We start from the raw sequence: 19,709 nt of genomic DNA on the forward strand, positions 1-19,709 counted from the left end.
CATAGTATTTTTTGTAATTAGAAATTAGTACCAAACCATAAAACAATAGGGAATACTTGTCCTCCGCTCTGAGGGTCTTTTCCATTGGTTTCGAATGTTATCTGACCTATCATTGCTCCGTTTGCAGGTTCACCGTTATAGATCCATTTATTTGGATTAACTACCAGTTCGTAGGAGTTAGGGTCTACATAAGCCAGTGTTTTGTCGATGTTTCCAGTATTGGCATAATATGAAAGTGGGTTTCTTGATCCGTAATTCGGATTTGTACCTGTGCTTTCGGCATAGTTATTCCAAAGATTCTGTAAAAATGATCCTGCTGCATTAGGCTGACCATCCTGATGAGTTCCGAAGAAGTTGTAATAATTGAACGTCCTTCTGTAGTCCATAGTAAACAATGCGATATTATTTACGCCAGTAACGGTGGGTTTGGTTGACCGTCCTCCTGAATTGGGATTTACCTGTAGGACGAAAGGCGTATATTCTATAAGTACATTTTCCGCAGCATTGCTGGCCGGACTTACCAAATCTGAATAATGGAAGAATACCGGTGTTTGGACAGAATATTCGGCTGGAGTTCCTTTCCCGGCTATAGCTGTGACCATTACAATTGCACATTGTTTTTTAGCAAGGCCTGCTAGGGTTATTTTTCCGGAATTACTATCTATCGTAGTACCCGCTGATTGATGTATAGACCGGATTTCGTAAGTAAGGCCTACTTTTGCGTCTGTTTGTGGAACAGGGCTTACATCCGAATGTGAGCCACCTACTGCAATGCGGAACTGATTTGCATAATTACTTTCAGGTGTCAACCCGAGATTATTGCCATAACGTACATATGTAAAATAGTTAGGGTTTTCTTTTACTATCAGGGAGAAAGAAGCTATAGATGGTAGCTCCGGATCACTTTTTGGGTTTGTGGCTTTGATTTTTACTGTATAGCTACCCAAAGGAATTGTATTTCCTTTCAGGCCACTGACTTTTCCTTCATGATCTATCGATATTTTGCCTTGTAATGCTGCCGGCAGATCTATAAATTCAAATCGAACTTCATCTCCTTTGAACTCAGCCGCCGGACTATTTTCGAAAGCAACGGCCTGTATAGCTTCCAGATTTTCATAGCTAAAGTTTTGAATTGGTTCTATGTATTCCACGACTTCCAGTTCGAAAACATTATTGAAATCGACACCACTTTCTGAATATGCATTTTTTACAGTTACATTCACTGAATATTTTTGACCGGCAGTGAATCCGTGTTTTTCTTTTACCGAAAGAATGCCTGTCTGAGGATTTATTTCTATCTTATTAGTGGCAGGTGTTACGCTTTTTATAGAGTATGTCAGATCGTCCGGAGAACCCTTGAGTACAGGTGCATTACTCTCAAAGGTAGTACTTCCGCTCTGTACCGACTCTTCTTCTATTTTACCACTGGATGGAGTATATTCCAATGCAAGAGGTCTTGATGTAATATCTATTTCAACAGCATTTTCAAAGATACCTTCATCTTCGGCAGAAGCACCTGTTGTCAGTTTCAGCGAGAGAATATACTTGCCCGGCAGTAAACCTGCATCTCCCCTTACAATGGATATCAATCCTGTAGATGATATTTCAAAGTATTTAGAAAAGTCACTTTTCGCTATTTCATATTTTCTAATGGAAACGTGATTTCCATCAGTATTTACTTGTGCAGTAGGTAATTCAATCTCACTGGATGCGTCTATTACGTCGGCATAATCCGCTTTTAATTTATTGGGTTCTACTGTAATACCATCAGGTACAGGTTTCATCATATTCACTTCAACAATGTCTCTAAACTCATACATCTTTCCGTTCGAGAAGCATTTGATTGTAAGCTTATAATGTCCTACGGGAATACCAGCTGTTTTAGAGATGGTTATGTTTCCGTTTTCTTTGTCAATTTCGAAACTTTCGCCGGAATAAGTCTCATCATTGAGCGTTGTTCTGACTATTTCAAAATCGTAAGGCGTACCTCCTATATATGAAGGCGAACTGATTATACCAGTCATTGACGGTCCAATATCGGTCATGCCGGTATAGTAAATTGCGAAGTCTGTTTTGTCAACTGTTTCAGTATCATCACATGCGGTAAAAACTCCGAATGATAATAAAACTATCAACAAAAAGAACAGTAATCTAAGCTGAGTGTTAATTTGATTCATTGTACAATTTTTTTATTATAGCATATTATAAATTACAATTAAGATCGTAAGTAGTTCCATTGATAATGACTTGCAGACTTACGCCTGTTTCCATGAAATCATTATTTTTAAATGTGGCGTTTATTTGTGCAGAATCAGCGTTGTCAACCGGATATAATACAGTGATATATCTGGATGTTTGTTCTGCTGTTTTTGTCATATTCACAGAAAAGGCCTTTCTTGCAGCTTCTACTCCCGGAGTATAGGAGACTTTTCCGTTCGAAGAGGCGGTAGTTATCACATTGTTGCCAAATGTCTGTATAAGCATATTATTACCATCGGAAAAGGCTGTATAGGCCTTGTTTTGATTAGTATCTATTATGACTTCGTTATCATTGCCTTCACATAAATTGAAGTTTAGATTGATAGTGCCGCTTGCGGATCCTATACCCTCGTCTACAAGTACAAAAAATGATTTATTGACATAGAAGATATACCTCCTGTGTTTCAAATTACTGTATCCGAGATTTTCGAACGCAATGATCTCCACATTATTTACTGTTGTAATCTTGAGGCTTTTTCCTTTGGCTTCTGTGATGTTTTTGCCATCCAGTGTCATTGTATTATGCACTTTTGTCTGTCTGTACCATTCCCGGCTGCTATTGTCTCCTCCCGACGTATAGTAGGAGTAAACACCTGTATCAGGGAAGAAATTTCTGCCGTTGTGATATAGTTCGAAAGTACCGTTATCAGGTTGTTTGTGACTCCATACTTTTATAGCCTCTTCTGAGTAATTATTGCTGAGGATCATCATGGTTGACGATTTCTCCCAGCCGTTCCTTAGTATATAATATCCTGACGAGATAAACGATTTTGGATCAAAGTCCGGCTGTTTACCTTGTTTACCGGCAGTTCCCATATACAATAGTTCCTGGTCATCGGGGAACATTTCTACATAACGGTTGTAGTTTCTTGTGAGAACTGACCTTGTCCATGATGATTGCCGTGTGTCATTGAATCCCGGGACAAGATACCCTCCTGATTTAGAATCGAAAAAATTAGGAAAAGTAAAGTGCATTACTATTTGTGCTGCTTTATGTAAGGACGTATTAAAATCAGCGGGTAAGTTTCCAGTTATAGATGGGTTTGCTTCGGAAAGCTTTATTGTTTCATAAAAATCAGCAATTGCACTGATATGATAGCTAAAATCCAACTCATAATGCATGCCGTCATCAAGGAACTGCTTTTTTACTTCTTCATCTAAAATACTATAACCTGCGTTCATCCATACAGATGCGTTTCTAAATTCGGGAAACAATACTCCGGCAAAAGCGAGAGCATTAGCTTGCGATATAAGTATATTCCCTCCTTGCGTATAAGGATACTTAACAAGGAAATCAGCGTGTTCTGCAAAATGGCACATAAATTCCGAAAACCATTCAGGAGTGAAGTTAACGGAGTTTTTATAATAATCAAACAATTGAGTCTGACTTACAGTTCGTTCGGCTACCTGAAGTTGCCACCATGTAGTATTATTTGTTCCTGATTCGGGCATTGGATTACTTATCAACCAGTCTTTATAGACAGATATCCAAGATTGGATATATTTTTCATCGTTTGTAGTCCGGTAAACTTTAGCTTGGGGAACAAACCACTGATGTCTGTGTAATTGTTTCTGGTATTCATCATCTGCACCATCAGGTTTAAAAGTCCAGTCGATTTTCCCTTCTTTATTCAGAGAATATGGTTTTTTTGTTGATGCATCTTCATAATAATTATTTACAAAAAAACGATTGTTGTCCAATGCAAAATTGGCCTTCAGTTTGTCGTCTTCACTAACCGTTATATTAATGAGCGAAATACTTGGGTTTTTAATATCTGTCCGCTGCCTGTAATAATCGAGAATAGCTTTTGCTGCATCATAATACAATTCTGCGTCGTAAAACTCTTTTGCTTTTTCCAGTCCCGGATAACTCAAGTCTATAATATCGAAAAGTTTTGCGTTGATAACGCTGTTCGGCTTTGATGGGCCGACCTGGTTGTTTCCCAGACCTCCTGATTGCTCAGGAATATCGTCGCTGCAACTGCATGTGAGGAAGAGTATTGCCAGAGTGAGAATGTGATGTTTCATGTTTTTATTCTTGTTAGATTTAAGGAGAATTATGTAAAGCAAAGATAAATTCTTCATCAGGAAGGTGTGGTTAAATTTATTTATACTAATGTTGAAATTGCTCATATTATATTAATTTTATTCAATATAATATCAATTTTATCTAAACAGGAGATTTTTTTTGTGGTGTGGACACGTTTTCTAATAAATTAGTGAAGCAGATTATACATTGTCTTTTGCAGCTAGGGGAAATATCATGGAGAACATTTTTCCCATTTTTGTGTATTTACACTTATTGGAAATAATTTATGGTATGGAACTTAATATTGTAGTCCAAAATGTAAAGCCTCCTTTTACTTATTAAATAGTAATGAGCGAAGTAATTTTTATTGAGACAATTACTTTTTCATAGATAAGATGTGTGCGATACTTGCTTGTGATAAGAAGATTTATTGTTGATTGATGCTGATTTTTTAAGACTATAAACTATAAAAAATCTAAAGAGATGCGCTTTCAAAGCGAACGCCCTTTAAATATATTTGAATCATCTTCCTGATATAAATTTCCGGTAAAGTTTATTCTGTTACTGTTAAAATTTGGTGTAATTGTAGCATTACATTTATTATCGCCTCGGTTCATCTTAATAAGAACATTCGCTGATACACCTGTACCTTGTACCATCATGCTGAATGTTACATTTCCTTTTTTGTCAGTTTCCATTTTTATATTCGAAGCCCTTCCCTCCACGGTTATTCCACCTATTCCATTTGGCCCGGCATATGGAGAGTTAAACGCCATCTGAATAGTTGCTCTATCTTCATGCATGGATATAAAATTTGTGGAAGCATTAACATAAGCAAATCTTCCATATTTAAAATCAATACGGTCAGCCTCTAAAACAAATTTTTTGTTATTCAATCCTTGCAATGCTTTCTCATTCCATAGAGCCCTCTCAGCTTGTAGTATAGTTTTTTTCTGAGGATCCTCTTGTGTCTTACAGCCTGTAATAAGCAACAGACTTGTTATTAATATGAGTCCAATCTTATTCATAATTCTCATTTTTTATTATAACATTAAAAGATTGATTATAGTTTATTCTTCAGATAAAAGAGTTCTCTGGAAAACTTTTGTTGAACTTAAATAACTTGAAGGGTTTATGGTAATGTTTGTCCATTACATATATAATGAAATAAAACTATTTCATGAGATTAAAAATTGTGGAATGCTTAAAAGGCTTCATTACTTATCCGAAAACAAATTTTCCGATAAATTCATCACCTTCCCACTGATCCTTACATTTTATTCCAATTCCCAGTTTCTGTAACAGGGATTTCAGTTCATGGTTGAGCGTATCTATATAAACCAGGCTTATTTTTTTCAACTTCAGTAGCCTTGAAAGGCTATTATTGTCACAGCTTTCCAATCTGATACTTTCAAACCCTGAAACCTTATCCTCTTCCAGCCGGAAAACGTTTATTAATGTATTTTGGGTAATTTGTTTACAGGGAGCTCCCTTATCTGTTATTATTGCGATAGTCTTTGTTTCCATATATTTGTGAATTACTATAGTTTGTATTAATTCAGACGTATTAATAGCAGATAATATTTTAAAAAGGATAAATATTTAATGTTCTTTTTCTTCTGCGGCTTTTATCTCTGAATCTAACTTAAAAAAACATTCTTTTTAAAAAGCTGTATTTTTTATTAATGAACATGCCTTGTTTTCTTAGTTCCGGAGGGGTAAGGCTAACCCTCCATACTCTTTGCAACATTCAGCCTATGTAAGTGTTATATATAAATGAGTGTATATGATTTTAAGGTGAAGGATATCCAGGGAAATGATGTTTCACTTGATGCTTACAAAGGAAAGGTGTTATTGATTGTAAATACAGCTATTCAATGTGGATTTACACCTCAGTATAAAGACTTACAAAATTTATATTTAAAGTATAAGGATAAAGGTTTTGAGATACTGGATTTTCCCTGTAACCAGTTTGGCTCACAAGCTCTGGGTACAAATGAGGAAATAGCGAGCTTCTGTGAGATGAAGTACAAAACTACATTCAAAACTTTTGGAAAGATATATGTAAACGGAGAAAATGCTGATCCATTATATAAATACCTAAAAGCAAACAGTAAAGGATTTTTGGGAGAGTCGATTAAATGGAATTTTACTAAATTTCTGGTTAACAGACAAGGTAATGTTGTAGACCGCTACGCTCCGATAACAAGTCCGGCTAAGATTAGCCGTGATATAGAAGAGCTTTTGTCGAATAATATAAAAAAGGCTATTAAGAAAACTTTTTCCTTTCAGTCTAAGACTTCCATGAGTTTTGATGAGTGGCCGTTTCTCTAAATGGAAAATTTTGTAGGGAATGAGTTCAGAATCTAAAAATTAAAAAGAATATTTCATATTGTTGTATTCGTCATATTGTAATGCAATTATGTTTCTAATAATTCAACTATAGTAACAAAAAAGTTTATTATGGAGGTTTAATAAGGAAAATCACTATCTTTGCATTTGACTGTTTTTATCATTTTTGTTACTTGTTATAAAAAATAAGCCTGTAATTATTGATGATAAATTGGTTCGTATTTAAGGGGCTGACTGGCTTTGCCTATTAAGCATTAACAATTAAGATTTAAAAAGTAAAATAAAATCAAACAAAAATATTGAATATCAGGTAATTATATATAATTATTTCATTTTCTGAATTTTCTTATTTTACTTTGTATTACCTATCTTTTACACTTTTTTGTTACTCATTTGTTACTCGAAACAAATTACAATTTTATGTCATATTTATTTTTAAATACATAAAATTGTATGGAAATGACAAGAGTAACTTCAACCCCTAAAGTAAAGGAATTAATTAAAATTCGTTTTAAAAAACTGGCAAATGGTTGTCAAAGTATTTATCTTGAAAAATATGAAGGTTACAAATACTCTGATAATGGTACGGTAAAGACCAAGAAATCATATGAGTTTCTCCAACTATATCTTATTCCTGAACATACAAAGGCCGATAAAATAAAAAATCTGGAAACATTAGCCCTTGCAAATGCCGTTAAATCTAAAAAGATAGTAGAACTTCAAAATAATCAACATGGTTTTAAAAATACATCAAATAAGATTAAAACCAATCTTCTTGATTATATAAGTTATTTGGCTGAAACTGCTTTAGAAAAGAGTGGTATCAAAAGAAGTTATTATCAAACATTACATTCTTTAGCAAATCAGATTAGGGCATATTCAGGAGAGATGACAACTTTTGCTCAAGTTAACCAGGATTATTTACTAGGTTTTATTGACTATCTCAGGTCAGCACAGAACCAGAATTATAAAAATTGCAAGAAGGCTGTCAAATTGGCTCCAAATACCCAGCATAATTTATTTATAAAATTTTCCTATGTTATAAGGAAGGCCTATAAAGCTGATATTATTACCCAAAATCCTTTAGAAAAAATTGAGTTGTCAGATAAGCCTAAGTCTGAAAAGGGAATGAGAGAGTTTCTGACAATAGATGAGGTTAAAAGGCTAATAAAAACCGAATGCTCAAACGAAACTGTTAAACGTGCTTTTATCTTTTGCTGTTTGTCGGGATTGAGATATGGTGATGTTTCAAAAATCACCTGGTCAGATTTATGGAAGGATAATCCCGGGAATATGATATTACGTCTACAAATCAGTAAAACAAAGAGATACGAAGATTTTCCAATAAGTAACGAAGCAATGAACTGGCTTCCACATATGAATCGTGTTTGTGAAAACGAACAAATATTTCCTTTACCTAAAAATGATAATGCGAACACTGCTTTAAAAAGATGGGCAAAAGCAGCAAAAATCAGAAAGAGCCTTTCCTTCCATATGGCAAGGCATATACATTCTTCTTACTGTCTGAAAAACAGATGATTATGAAATTATTTTCAGTAATAGGTAACGATTTAGAAACCAGCTTCGTTCTCATATCTGCTTAATTTCCTCACTATATTAAAGAGCGACTTATCTTTTGTAAAGATATAAAAATAAACTCTGCTCTACTCCAACTTCCACGAATTTCTTTTCTATTGATTTTTACTCGAACAAATAATTCAGTAGTATCTCCAATATAAAATCATACGAAATAATTACCTTTGCATTAATAAAATTGAATAATAACGGACTCGTCCGTTTATAGATAACATAACGTTCGCTGAACGTCTCAACACGAAAACTGGTAATTTTCATTTTGAAAGAGACTAATAGCGCAATGTTCATGCTATACGAAAGTATGGCGTGGGCTTGCCTGTTTCTTTCAAAGGGTATACCAGTGCCTCGTGTTGGAATAGAGTGAGTTCCACGCTTCTTTTTTGTGGGACTATGAACGTTTAAAAATTAGTAACGTTTAAAAGAGAAAACATGAGAAAGATAATCCTCTACATTGCGACATCCATTGACGGGCGAATTGCCGAGTCAGACGGTGGTATTGAATGGCTTTCTGAATTTCCTATTACTGAAGAAATGAATTACGGCTACAAAGATTTTTTTGTTTCAATTGATACTATTATTATGGGCGGTCGCTCTTGGCGTGAGATGTCAAACATGGATGCAATGGGTGCTTATGCAGACAAGACAGTTCATGTAATTTCTCGTCATGATTGGGGCGAAAAAGAAAATATTAAGTTTATTACGGAAAATATAACCGAACGCATTACTGCTCTACGGAATGAACAGGGAAAAGATATTTGGTTATTCGGGGGTGGAGAATTGATTTCGATGTTACTCTCTGCAAATTTAATAGATGAAATGCAGATCAGTTATATACCTACGATTTTAGGTGAGGGGATTCTATTATTTCCTGAACAGCCTAAAGGATCAAAGTGGAAAGTAATAGATACCAAGGTTTACGATTCTGGAATACTGAAAGTCGATTACCAAAAAACTTTCTAAATTTATGTAGGGTATTATTACTTCCAGACGGTATATAATATAATGGACAGCAGGGATGCTCACTTTTCTCTATACAGTTTTAAAAAAAATGAAATTAATGAATTCTCATTTGTTATATAGTAAATTTGTATCTAATAATTTTCGATTATGAATGATTCTATTATAAAATTACTGGAAGATCGGGATATCAAACCGACATCATCCCGTATATTGGTTTTAAAAGCAATGTTCGATTTTGACAGGGCTTTTAATCTTTCCGATTTGGAGCTAACACTCGATACAGTCGATAAATCGACCATATCACGAATTATACATTTATTTCACGAACACCAATTAATACATAGTTTCGACGATGGCTCAGGCTCAATTAAATATTCTGTATGCAATAAAGAATGTCATTGTAGTATTGATGACCTACATGCGCATTTCTATTGCAACTATTGTAAGAAAGCATTTTGTCTGGAAAATATATCTATTCCCAGATTTCAATTATCACCCATTATGCAGATAGAAAGTGTAAACATGGTAATTAAAGGGTATTGCGGTCAATGTAATAAGTTCATTAATTCATGATATTTATTATCGACGATCCTCATTTAATAAATACATAGACCAATTAAAACCTTTTTTTAACAAATAATAGAAATCTGCAACTGAGTTGCATAAATTTATTTTTATATTTGTAGCATAAAGAAAAACAAAATGAGACCATTTGTCTTTATAATAAGTATTTATTTTCTGTGTCTTGCCTTGCTTCCATGCAATTGCAATATACAGACTATGGATTCTTTACAAGATAAGACAGAACAAGTTTCAACATTTCATAATGAAAGCGATTCCTCTCAGGAAATCTGCACTCCGTTTTGTGCATGTTCCAGCTTTCACAATCCCAATTTTATAGCAAAGAATAGCTTTGATCTTCGGAATATGGATAATACTCCGGTCAAAAAGATTGCTATTTATAACGAGAACCAAACTTCATCTCATCTGAATAGTCTTTGGAGACCTCCTAAAGCTTAAAATGTAACATTCTTGTATTCATTTGATATGTCTGAAAACGGATGTATCCTATAAATCTATTGTTATATTTTAATATCCAAAATATGTTTCAAAAACTAATTAAATTCTCGATAGAGAATAAATTGGTAATTGGAGTCATGACTGTAGCACTCATTATTTGGGGTACCTACTCTCTGTCTCAATTACCATTCGACTCTACCCCTGATATTACCAACAATCAGGTACAGGTCATCACTCAGGCTCCATCGTTAGGAGCACAGGAAGTGGAGCAATTTATCACCACTCCCTTGGAAATGGCTCTAGCCAATATTCCCAAAGTCATAGAAAGAAGAAGTATAAGTCGAAGTGGCCTGTCCGTTATAACTATTGTATTTAAAGAAGATGCTGACATTTATTGGGCACGTCAGCAAGTCAGCCAACAACTAAAAGAAGCCGAAGAGGTCATCCCTCAGGGAGCAGGAAAAATCAGTTTAGCTCCTATCTCTACCGGATTAGGGGAAATCTATCACTATACAATACGGGCAAAGGAAGGCTATGAGGATAAATACAGTATATCCGACTTACGTACCATGCAAGATTGGATTGTAAGAAAGCAACTGTCCGGTACTGAAGGTGTGGCAGAGATAAGTGGCTGGGGTGGTTTTGTAAAACAATACGAAATAGCCATTAATGCAGATAAACTGAATGCAGTAAATATAACAATCCCCGAATTATATACAGCACTTGAAAATAATAACGAAAATACAGGAGGAAGCTATATTGAACAATACAGCAATCAATATTTCATACGAGGGCTGGGTATTGTTAAGTCTTTGGAAGATATAGAGAAAATTCCGATTAAAACAGTTAATGGTACTCCCATTCTTGTTCGCGATGTCGCAAAAGTTCAGTACGGAAGTGCAACACGCTATGGAGCTGTGACCCGAAACGGAGAAGGAGAAGTCGTTGCAGGTATTACCCTGATGTTGAAGGGAGAAAATTTTCAAGAGGTTATCAAAAATGTAAAAGAGCGTATGGCTCAGGTGCAAAAGAGTCTGCCGGAAGGTGTCATTATCGAACCCTTTATTGACAGGACACAATTGGTAGACAGGGTAACCAACACGATTACCAAGAACCTGATAGAAGGAGGCTTAATCGTTATCTTCATCCTTGTCCTTTTCTTAGGAAATTATAGAGCCGGATTAGTTGTTGCTTCCGTAATTCCGCTATCTATGCTTTTTGCATTCGGCATGATGCGGGTATTCGGTGTAAGTGGAAACCTGATGAGCCTCGGGGCAATTGACTTCGGGTTGATTGTAGATGGGGCGGTCATCATTGTCGAGGCCGTCTGTCACCATATCGGAGTCATGAAAGACAGATATAAAGGACGCTTGCTCACACAAGCAGAAATGGATCAGGAAGTGTTTGATTCAGCCTCTAAAATAAGGAATAGTGCGGCATTCGGTGAAATTATTATCATGATTGTTTATATCCCCCTTTTCACATTGGTAGGTATAGAAGGTAAGATGTTTAAGCCGATGGCTATGACGGTATTCTTTGCGATATTAGGTGCGTTTATTCTTTCCCTTACTTATGTGCCGATGGCAAGTGCGTTGTTTTTAAGTAAAAAAACGGAGCACAAGCGCAATATATCAGATAAGCTAATGGATAAACTGAACAGTTTCTATCGCCCTATTATAACAAAAAGCTTGAATTGGAGCAAGACTCTAATCATAAGTATGGTTGTACTATTTGCTGTTAGTATATTCATGTTTAATAGAATGGGGGGAGAGTTTATTCCAAATCTGGAAGAAGGAGACTTTGCCGCAGAAATAAGTATGGCTCAGGGAACATCCTTGTCTCAGATGATTAAAAGTTGTACGCAAGCCGAAAAGATACTTAAAGATCAGTTTCCTGAGGTAAAACAAGCCGTAAGCCGTATTGGTAGTGCCGAAATCCCTACTGACCCCATGCCCATTGAACGGGCAGATATGATGATTGCTTTAATTCCGAAAAAAGAATGGACATCAGCCAAAACCAAAGAGGAGCTGATGGAAAAGATGGAAAAAGCTATTGGAGAGATACCCGGATTAGGAGTGGAAATGACACAGCCTATACAGATGCGTACCAATGAATTGATAACCGGAATTAAACAGGATGTGGCTATTAAAATATATGGCAATGACTTGGAGATACTCAGCGCATCCGCAAATAAGATAGCTTCTTTGATAAAAAAAGTAGATGGTGTAAGCGATCCTTTTGTTGAGAAAGTTACCGGATTACCACAGGTTCAGGTTACTTATAATCGAGATCAATTAGCAAAATATGGCATATCAGTCAAAGATGCCAATATGGTACTTAAAACAGCATTTGCAGGAAATGAAGCAGGATATGTGTTTGAAGAAGACCGCAGGTTTGATCTGGTATTAAGGATGGATAACGATCTGAGAAATGATATCTCTTCATTAGAAAATTTATATCTGCCCCTTACAGCAGGAGGATCAATACCTCTTTCTCAGGTAGCTGAGATTAAATATGAAGATGCTCCTGCACAGGTAACACGGGAAGACGGGGAAAGACGTATCTATGTCGGATTTAATGTCAGAGGCCGAGATGTTCAGAGCACAGTATTTGACATTCAGAACATATTGGATAAAGAATTCAAATTGCCTGCAGGATATTATTATACATACGGAGGACAATTCCAGAACCTGAAAGAAGCAAAAGACAGATTAATGGTGGCTGTTCCATTGGCTTTACTATTAATCCTCTTCCTTCTGTATGCAACATTGAAAAGTGTTAAGGAGTCCCTATTTGTATTTTCTGCGATACCACTTTCAGCTATTGGAGGTATCTGGGCTCTGTGGTTACGGGATATGCCTTTCAGTATTTCGGCAGGCGTCGGATTTATAGCTCTGTTTGGTGTTGCGGTATTGAATGGTATTGTTTTGATTGGACAATTCAACATATTTGAGAAAGAAGGGATGACAAACATTCGTCAGAGGGTAATAGAAGGGTGTATGCTTCGTTTACGTCCGGTTGTCATGACTGCGCTTGTCGCATCATTAGGATTCCTGCCAATGGCATTATCAACAGGGGACGGAGCCGAAGTGCAGAGACCTCTGGCAACAGTAGTCATAGGAGGGCTCTTAACTGCAACCGCTCTAACATTGGTTGTGTTACCTTCTATTTATAAAACATTTACTAAAAATAAACAGGAATGAAGACAAAAATAATAATATCGACTATTGTATTCATAACAATGACTGCTGTTTTACCTCCGGCTTTATTTGGACAAAATACAACAAAATCATTGCAGGAATGCATTCAATCAGCAATAGACAACAACCTGACCATGAAATCAGGCCGTATTTCTATTGAAAGAGCAAAGGACTTGCAAGGAACGGCTTTTAATATTGATAAAACAAGCTTTTCATTGAGTCAGGACCCGACATCAGGTGGAAGCCCGGATAATAGTATATCATTAAGCCAAAGTTTTGATTTTCCGACAGTCTATGGTTCTCGCAGAGGATTATTAAAAGCCGAGACAAATCTGGAACGAAGTAATTTAGAAGTTACACGTAATGAGCTTGTAAAAGAAATCTCGGGAACATATTACCAATTGCTTTATGGAAAGGAAAATATCAAGATATTACAGGAACAGGACAGTATTTATGGTAAATTCTTATTCCTCGCCAATGCAAAGTTGAAATCCGGGGAAACAGGACGTTTGGAACAGATGAATGCCGAACGACTCTATAATGAAAACCGGATTGAGTTACAGAAGGCTGAAAAGAATTATCAAAGCATACAATTAATCTTACAACGTTGGATGAATACAGATGAGGTAGTCGAACCTGTTGAGCCTACTCTGACTGTTTTGGATGCAGCCTATCCTTTTAATGATTTCAATCCGGAGCAAACACCACTTGGAGAGGTTTATGCCAATAAAAAGCTCATAAGTGAAAAGAACCTAAGTGTTATTAAGCAAGGATATCTGCCCAGTTTCAATTTTGCATTGAAGAACCAGTTTCTTATAAAAGGATTTAACCCGTATGATCTACAAAGAGATCGCTTTGATAAAGGTAACTTCATGGGTTTTGAAGTTGGGATAAGTGTCCCTCTATTTTTCGGTGAGCAAAGAGCTAAAACAAAAGCTGCCAAACGAGAAGTCGAAATAGCAAGAGTTCAGCAGGAAGAGGTTATGCTTACTATGCGAAAAAACTACCAGACTTATCTGAATGAATATACGAAAGCCAAGAATGCATTGGATTATTATTCGCTTCGAGGGAACAAACAGGCAGAAGATATAACACGTATATCACAAATCTCTTACGAAAAAGGAGAAATAGACTATATTGAGTATATCCAAAACTTAAAAACCGCAGTAGAGATACATTTGCTATATGCCAATGCGATCAATGACTACAATCAGACAATCATTATGTTAAACTATCTACAAGGAAATAAATAATAAAAAATTATGAAAACAATATATATAGCGATAATAACTCTGTCCCTTCTATTTTTAGGATCGTGCGGACAGAACCCTAAAAATGAAGCGGAAACCGAGAAAGAAGGAACAGAAGAATCTCAGGGCGAATCGGTAGAAGTAGAACTGACCGAATCACAAATGAAGGCTGTGGATATTCAACTAGGTCAGATCGAACAGAGAGACCTGAACAGTATTATTCGGGTAAATGGAGAGATGGCCTTAGATCCACAGAAAAAGGCGGAAGTAACGTCTTTGTTAGGAGGTATTATTAAACAAGTAACCGTAATCGAGGGTCGATCAGTGAGTGCAGGGCAGACTGTAGCCTATCTCGAAAATACGGAAATAGTAGAGTTGCAAAAGAATTATCTGACAACAAAAAAAGAGGCATTGATTGCAGAGCAGGAACACAGAAGACAAAAAGAGTTGTCATCACAAGGAGCAGGGGTTGAAAAAACATTACAACAGGCAGTAGCTAATTACGAGATAACAAAAGCTCAGCTTACAGGTCTGGAGAAACAGCTAAGACAGTTATCCATTAGCCCCGAACAGGTTTCTGCGGGTAATATGGTTACCCAAATCCCACTGAAAACACCTATTTCAGGAACTGTCAGTAAAATAAACATCAGTACAGGTAGCTATGTGGATATGCAAACACCGCTAATGAGTATTACCGACAATGCAGGCATACACTGCGATGTTAAAGTATTTGAGAAGGATATTAATATGGTAAAAATCGGGCAGGAAGTTGATATTACACTCACTAATCAACCGAGCGTTAATCTGAAAGCTGAGATTTATGAAATAAACAAGTCTTTTGAAGGAGATACAAAGGCTATTATCGTCCATGCGAATATCAAAGGGAAGTCTGATCTCAAATTGATTCCCGGTATGTACGTAACCGGATTGATCAATGTAGGGAAACAAAAAACTGATGCTGTACCCAATGATGCCATTGTAAGCAATGAGGGAAAGAAGTACATATTTGTTTTGGAAAAGGAAGCCGATGAGGAAGGAGTAAAAACTTATCACTTTGAAAGAGTGGAAGTACTGACCGGCATAAGTGAATTGGGTTATACGCAGATAACTCCGGTTAATAAGCTGGAAGAAGGCGTGACTATTGTTAAGGCCAATGCGTTTTATTTAGCATCCATGAGTACGGATCACGGTGAGCATGGACATTAATATTTAAAACATTAAAAAAAGAAAATCACATGAAAGAGATAAAAGCTTTTGTTAAACCATTCAAGGTGAATGATATTTTAAGAGAATTACTCGATGCAGGGTTTCCGAATCTGACAGTTTCAATGGCTGAGGGTACAGGACATTTTAAAAATGAAGATGCTTCATTATCCATGCACTTTAGTCTTACCAATAGCAAAGTTGCAAAGATTGAGATAGTGTGTAGTAATGATGATGTAGATAAAATAATCACGATAATATCAACATATGGTAAAACAGGAAATTCAGGAGACGGCATAATCTATGTTTCTGATGTTGAAAGGGCAATCAGAGTCAGAACCGGATTACCTGACGATAGGTGGCTTCTTGGCTAGTTATTAATTAAAAAATAGAGTCAAGATGCTGAAGAATGATATTGGAATAAATGCCGGAGTAATATGGCAATTATTGTCTAATGAAGGAGCATTATCCATAAGACAAATAGGAGAACTGACCGGATATAATGATAAAAACATATGTATGGCATTAGGTTGGTTATCCCGAGAGGATAAGATCCGGTTCATATACAAAAATGAAATACTCTATCTTGAGTTAAATAACTCTACGAGCGAAATGTATTATTAAATACTTATAGCAATGAATACAGAAAACAATTATAAATGTACATCCTGCGACTCAGAAGAGTCGCAGATGTCGGAAAATAACAGGAAGCAGTATATTCCTGTTTCGATAAGTTTGCTGATGCTACTTGTTGGTATTGCAATGGATAATTTTATTCCAGATATATTTAACGGCTACCTTCGTTTAGGGTGGTATATCGCAGCCTACATACCTGTAGCTTTTCCTGTTTTTCGAGAAGCCATTGAAACAATCAAGGAAAAAGATTTTTTTACTGAGTTTACTCTTATGGGAATGGCTACACTCGGAGCTTTTATTATTGGCGAGTATCCCGAGGGAGTAGCTGTAATGGTATTTTACTCTATCGGTGAATTGTTCCAGAATTCAGCCGTAAATAGAGCAAAAAGGAATATTAAAGCATTGCTTGATGTTCGTCCAGACACAGCGACTGTTTATAGAAATGATGCATATCAAACAATATCTCCTGAAGAAGTAGGGATTGACGAAGTTATTCAGGTAAAAGCCGGAGAGAAAGTTCCTTTGGATGGAATAATGCTTGCATCATCTGCAAGCTTTAACACGGCAGCATTGACAGGAGAAAGCAAACCTAAGACTATTTCAGCAGGAGAATCTGTACTGGCAGGAATGTTGAATCTTGATAAAGTAATCGAAATAAAGGTTGCTAAAAAGTATCAGGATAGCTCTCTTGCCAGAATCCTCGAGATGGTGCAGGATGCGACTTCCCGAAAAGCAAAAACAGAGTTGTTGATCCGTAAATTTGCCAAGATATATACTCCGATTGTATTCCTGTTAGCACTCCTTATTACAGTCATTCCTTATTTTGTGGTAAGCGACTATATCTTTAGCGAATGGTTATCCCGTGCGTTGGTATTTCTGGTTATATCCTGTCCATGTGCATTAGTTATTTCCATTCCATTAGGTTATTTCGGCGGAATCGGAGCGGCTTCTAAAGCAGGTATCCTGTTTAAAGGGGCTAACTATCTCGACCTGATGACCAAAGTTAATACTGTTGTGATGGATAAGACAGGAACTCTGACCAAAGGTGTCTTCAATGTTCAGAAGGTTGTGCCGGTCGATGAACATAAGCAAGAAGAATTTGTCGCTATCGTTGCTGCCATAGAGAAATTCTCAAATCATCCTATTGCTAAAGCAATTGTTCAATTTGCAAAGGTTTCAAACAATTATACAACTACTCATGTAGAAGAAATATCGGGACATGGACTTAAAGGGAATGTAAATGGAGAAGAAGTATTGGTCGGTAATGCTAAGTTGATGCAGAAATTCAATATCTCTTATGACAGAACAATTGAATTTATAGTTGAGACTATTGTGATTGCAGCGATTAACGGAGAATATGCGGGTTATATAACAATCGCGGATGAGGTAAAAGATGATGCACAGACTGCTATTTCAGATATGCATTTATCCGGAATCAAACAAGTTGTAATGTTGAGTGGAGATAAATCTTCCATAACGAATAACGTCGCATCCAGCCTTGGTATTGACAGTGCTTATGGGGATCTCCTGCCTGAAGATAAGGTTCATCATATAGAGGAACTGAAAAGAGAAAAGAATAATGTCATTGCTTTTGTCGGAGATGGAATAAATGATGCTCCCTCACTGGCATTGAGTGATGTCGGAATAGCTATGGGAGGAATGGGGAGTGATGCTGCTATCGAAGTCGCGGATGTAATCATTCAGACAGATCAACCATCCAAGATAGCCACTTCGATTAAAATAGCTAAAGCGACAAGGCAAGTTGTTATACAAAATATAGTATTGGCATTTTCGGTCAAATTGATTGTTCTTGTTTTAGGTGGCTTTGGTCTGGCTACTATGTGGGAAGCGGTCTTTGCGGATGTGGGAGTCTCGCTGCTAGCAATATTAAATGCAGTCAGGATATTAAAAATGAGATTCTGAAAGTCTTGCGACTAACACTATTATCGTCATGAGTAAAAAGAGACGTATAAGAAGATTAGCAGCAAGAAAAGAAACTCCATCAAAACTGAGCCCTATTATAAAGCGATATCTGTCTTTGATCAGTATATCTATAGGGGCTATTATCGGTTTTATCATATGGATTTTGTTTTTCAGATGTAAGAATGAGCATTGTATTAATTATTATAATCCTATCCCATATATGGGGGTTGTTGGTTTCAACGCATGGATTATAGCTAATTATATTTTCAGAAAGTAATTTTTCAAAATTTCGTTTGGCTGAACAGCTTATTCGTTTAGCCAAACGAATCTTATAATCATAAATAATGAATAAAATATTGGTTTGTATTATTCCCCTCTTGTATTTCTTTCAATCTATAGAAGCAGCTATCGTAAATAACAATACACTTCACAGTAACTACCCATCCATTGACTTCCCAGTTCAGAAGAGCTCTTTATTCGACAGTATACCTACTACAAATCTCACTTCTGTAGATACAATTGCTTCTGATGAGGTAAAACCTGTACAACAGCTAAAATTCTCATATAAACAATTGATAATACCATCAGCTTTAGTAGCCTATGGAATATTTGAAACAGCAATAGAACATAATTATTTACTTAACAGACAAGTAAAGCATGAAGTGACAGAACATATTGACTCTAAGTTTACCATAGATGATATATCTCAATATGTACCTGCTGGAAGTGTCTATGCACTGAACTTAATGGGCATAAAGGGTAAGAATAATTTTAAAGACCGAACCTTCATTTTAGGAATATCAACTCTTTTTATGGCTGCATCAGTAAACACGATAAAGTATTCAACCAAGATAGAGAGACCAGATAAATCAGCGAAAAACTCTTTTCCTTCAGGTCATACAGCAGTAGCTTTTATGGGTGCGGAATTTCTTTGGCAGGAATATAAAGATGTTTCAATATGGTATGGGATAGCAGGCTATACAATTGCAACCGGAACAGGGATATTTCGTTTATATAATGACAAACACTGGTTTGCAGATGTTATAGTAGGAGCTGGACTCGGGATTTTGAGTACCAAGGCAGCTTACTGGCTTTATCCCTATTTGCAGAGGAAGTTTATAAGCAAAAGTACATTTAGTAAGCAAGTCTCTTTTAGTCCCTTTTATAATGGAAATCAAGGAGGAATTGTATAATATAATTGAAAAGTAGTCCACTAAAATAATTGAAAAGTATACCACCAGTTAAGTAAAATTTAGGAGAGCATATAATAAAGCTCTGTAT

16 protein-coding genes and 1 pseudogene are annotated in these 19,709 nt (G+C 36.1%); 13 read left to right on the forward strand and 4 right to left on the reverse strand.

Annotated elements, in window-relative coordinates; translation table 11 throughout:
- Window positions 1-17: 17 nt before the first annotated feature.
- The 4 genes from GGR21_RS15515 to GGR21_RS15530 all read right to left on the reverse strand — a co-directional run bounded on the left by GGR21_RS15515 (window position 18) and on the right by GGR21_RS15530 (window position 5,815).
- On the reverse strand, window positions 18-2,177 hold the full coding sequence (locus GGR21_RS15515; RefSeq protein WP_183308143.1) for a surface glycan-binding family protein: 2,160 nt from the start codon (window positions 2,175-2,177) through the stop codon (window positions 18-20).
- A gap of 25 nt (window positions 2,178-2,202) precedes the next feature.
- The gene (hepC, locus tag GGR21_RS15520) at window positions 2,203-4,287 is read right to left on the reverse strand and encodes a heparin-sulfate lyase HepC (RefSeq protein WP_183308144.1); all 2,085 of its coding nucleotides are present in this window, start codon (window positions 4,285-4,287) and stop codon (window positions 2,203-2,205) included.
- Window positions 4,288-4,779: 492 nt separating this feature from the next.
- Window positions 4,780-5,316 carry a DUF4251 domain-containing protein gene (locus tag GGR21_RS15525; RefSeq protein WP_183308145.1) on the reverse strand — a complete coding sequence of 179 codons (537 nt, stop codon included), beginning with the start codon at window positions 5,314-5,316 and terminating at the stop codon, window positions 4,780-4,782.
- Between the two features lie 193 nt (window positions 5,317-5,509).
- Complete coding sequence (locus GGR21_RS15530; protein WP_183308146.1) at window positions 5,510-5,815, reverse strand: hypothetical protein; 306 nt, start codon at window positions 5,813-5,815, stop codon at window positions 5,510-5,512.
- 249 nt (window positions 5,816-6,064) lie between these two features.
- Between GGR21_RS15530 and GGR21_RS15535 the strand changes: the two are divergent.
- The 13 genes and pseudogenes from GGR21_RS15535 to GGR21_RS15590 all read left to right on the forward strand — a co-directional run.
- Window positions 6,065-6,538 (forward strand): annotated as a pseudogene (locus GGR21_RS15535) (glutathione peroxidase); the annotation flags it as partial.
- Window positions 6,539-7,099: 561 nt separating this feature from the next.
- The gene (locus tag GGR21_RS15540) at window positions 7,100-8,179 is read left to right on the forward strand and encodes a tyrosine-type recombinase/integrase (RefSeq protein ID WP_183308148.1); all 1,080 of its coding nucleotides are present in this window, start codon (window positions 7,100-7,102) and stop codon (window positions 8,177-8,179) included.
- A 486-nt stretch (window positions 8,180-8,665) separates the two neighbouring features.
- Window positions 8,666-9,196: a dihydrofolate reductase family protein gene (locus GGR21_RS15545; RefSeq protein ID WP_183308149.1), complete on the forward strand. Its 531-nt coding sequence runs from the start codon at window positions 8,666-8,668 to the stop codon at window positions 9,194-9,196.
- Window positions 9,197-9,343: 147 nt separating this feature from the next.
- Entirely contained in the window at window positions 9,344-9,769 is a 426-nt protein-coding gene (locus GGR21_RS15550) for a Fur family transcriptional regulator (RefSeq protein ID WP_183308150.1), read from the forward strand.
- 129 nt (window positions 9,770-9,898) lie between these two features.
- Window positions 9,899-10,216 (forward strand): DUF6660 family protein, encoded by a 318-nt coding sequence (locus GGR21_RS21135; RefSeq protein WP_332915603.1) that lies wholly within the window; start codon window positions 9,899-9,901, stop codon window positions 10,214-10,216.
- An 83-nt stretch (window positions 10,217-10,299) separates the two neighbouring features.
- Window positions 10,300-13,419: an efflux RND transporter permease subunit gene (locus GGR21_RS15555; RefSeq protein ID WP_183308151.1), complete on the forward strand. Its 3,120-nt coding sequence runs from the start codon at window positions 10,300-10,302 to the stop codon at window positions 13,417-13,419.
- Window positions 13,416-14,669 (forward strand): TolC family protein, encoded by a 1,254-nt coding sequence (locus GGR21_RS15560; protein WP_183308152.1) that lies wholly within the window; start codon window positions 13,416-13,418, stop codon window positions 14,667-14,669. Before GGR21_RS15555 ends, GGR21_RS15560 begins: the two co-directional genes overlap by 4 nt.
- A 9-nt stretch (window positions 14,670-14,678) precedes the next feature.
- Window positions 14,679-15,872, forward strand: a complete 1,194-nt coding sequence (locus GGR21_RS15565) for an efflux RND transporter periplasmic adaptor subunit (protein ID WP_183308153.1) — start codon at window positions 14,679-14,681, stop codon at window positions 15,870-15,872.
- Window positions 15,873-15,901: 29 nt separating this feature from the next.
- Window positions 15,902-16,243, forward strand: a complete 342-nt coding sequence (locus GGR21_RS15570) for a P-II family nitrogen regulator (RefSeq protein ID WP_183308154.1) — start codon at window positions 15,902-15,904, stop codon at window positions 16,241-16,243.
- Between the two features lie 25 nt (window positions 16,244-16,268).
- Window positions 16,269-16,493, forward strand: coding sequence for a winged helix-turn-helix domain-containing protein (locus GGR21_RS15575; protein ID WP_183308155.1), 225 nt, complete (start codon window positions 16,269-16,271; stop codon window positions 16,491-16,493).
- A gap of 66 nt (window positions 16,494-16,559) precedes the next feature.
- Window positions 16,560-18,428 carry a heavy metal translocating P-type ATPase gene (locus GGR21_RS15580; RefSeq protein ID WP_246348091.1) on the forward strand — a complete coding sequence of 623 codons (1,869 nt, stop codon included), beginning with the start codon at window positions 16,560-16,562 and terminating at the stop codon, window positions 18,426-18,428.
- Between the two features lie 28 nt (window positions 18,429-18,456).
- The gene (locus GGR21_RS15585) at window positions 18,457-18,705 is read left to right on the forward strand and encodes a hypothetical protein (protein ID WP_026626737.1); all 249 of its coding nucleotides are present in this window, start codon (window positions 18,457-18,459) and stop codon (window positions 18,703-18,705) included.
- Between the two features lie 67 nt (window positions 18,706-18,772).
- Complete coding sequence (locus tag GGR21_RS15590; protein WP_183308157.1) at window positions 18,773-19,621, forward strand: phosphatase PAP2 family protein; 849 nt, start codon at window positions 18,773-18,775, stop codon at window positions 19,619-19,621.
- Window positions 19,622-19,709 lie beyond the last annotated feature (88 nt).

Source organism: Dysgonomonas hofstadii, from assembly GCF_014196915.1.
Lineage (GTDB): Bacteria > Bacteroidota > Bacteroidia > Bacteroidales > Dysgonomonadaceae > Dysgonomonas > Dysgonomonas hofstadii.

Coding starts and splice junctions, on each gene's coding strand:
- GGR21_RS15515 (WP_183308143.1), bottom strand. CDS start 2,177: ATGAATCAAATTAACACTCAGCTTAGATTACTGTTCTTTTTGTTGATA.
- hepC (WP_183308144.1), bottom strand. CDS start 4,287: ATGAAACATCACATTCTCACTCTGGCAATACTCTTCCTCACATGCAGT.
- GGR21_RS15525 (WP_183308145.1), bottom strand. CDS start 5,316: ATGAATAAGATTGGACTCATATTAATAACAAGTCTGTTGCTTATTACA.
- GGR21_RS15530 (WP_183308146.1), bottom strand. CDS start 5,815: ATGGAAACAAAGACTATCGCAATAATAACAGATAAGGGAGCTCCCTGT.
- GGR21_RS15540 (WP_183308148.1), top strand. CDS start 7,100: ATGACAAGAGTAACTTCAACCCCTAAAGTAAAGGAATTAATTAAAATT.
- GGR21_RS15545 (WP_183308149.1), top strand. CDS start 8,666: ATGAGAAAGATAATCCTCTACATTGCGACATCCATTGACGGGCGAATT.
- GGR21_RS15550 (WP_183308150.1), top strand. CDS start 9,344: ATGAATGATTCTATTATAAAATTACTGGAAGATCGGGATATCAAACCG.
- GGR21_RS21135 (WP_332915603.1), top strand. CDS start 9,899: ATGAGACCATTTGTCTTTATAATAAGTATTTATTTTCTGTGTCTTGCC.
- GGR21_RS15555 (WP_183308151.1), top strand. CDS start 10,300: ATGTTTCAAAAACTAATTAAATTCTCGATAGAGAATAAATTGGTAATT.
- GGR21_RS15560 (WP_183308152.1), top strand. CDS start 13,416: ATGAAGACAAAAATAATAATATCGACTATTGTATTCATAACAATGACT.
- GGR21_RS15565 (WP_183308153.1), top strand. CDS start 14,679: ATGAAAACAATATATATAGCGATAATAACTCTGTCCCTTCTATTTTTA.
- GGR21_RS15570 (WP_183308154.1), top strand. CDS start 15,902: ATGAAAGAGATAAAAGCTTTTGTTAAACCATTCAAGGTGAATGATATT.
- GGR21_RS15575 (WP_183308155.1), top strand. CDS start 16,269: ATGCTGAAGAATGATATTGGAATAAATGCCGGAGTAATATGGCAATTA.
- GGR21_RS15580 (WP_246348091.1), top strand. CDS start 16,560: ATGTCGGAAAATAACAGGAAGCAGTATATTCCTGTTTCGATAAGTTTG.
- GGR21_RS15585 (WP_026626737.1), top strand. CDS start 18,457: ATGAGTAAAAAGAGACGTATAAGAAGATTAGCAGCAAGAAAAGAAACT.
- GGR21_RS15590 (WP_183308157.1), top strand. CDS start 18,773: ATGAATAAAATATTGGTTTGTATTATTCCCCTCTTGTATTTCTTTCAA.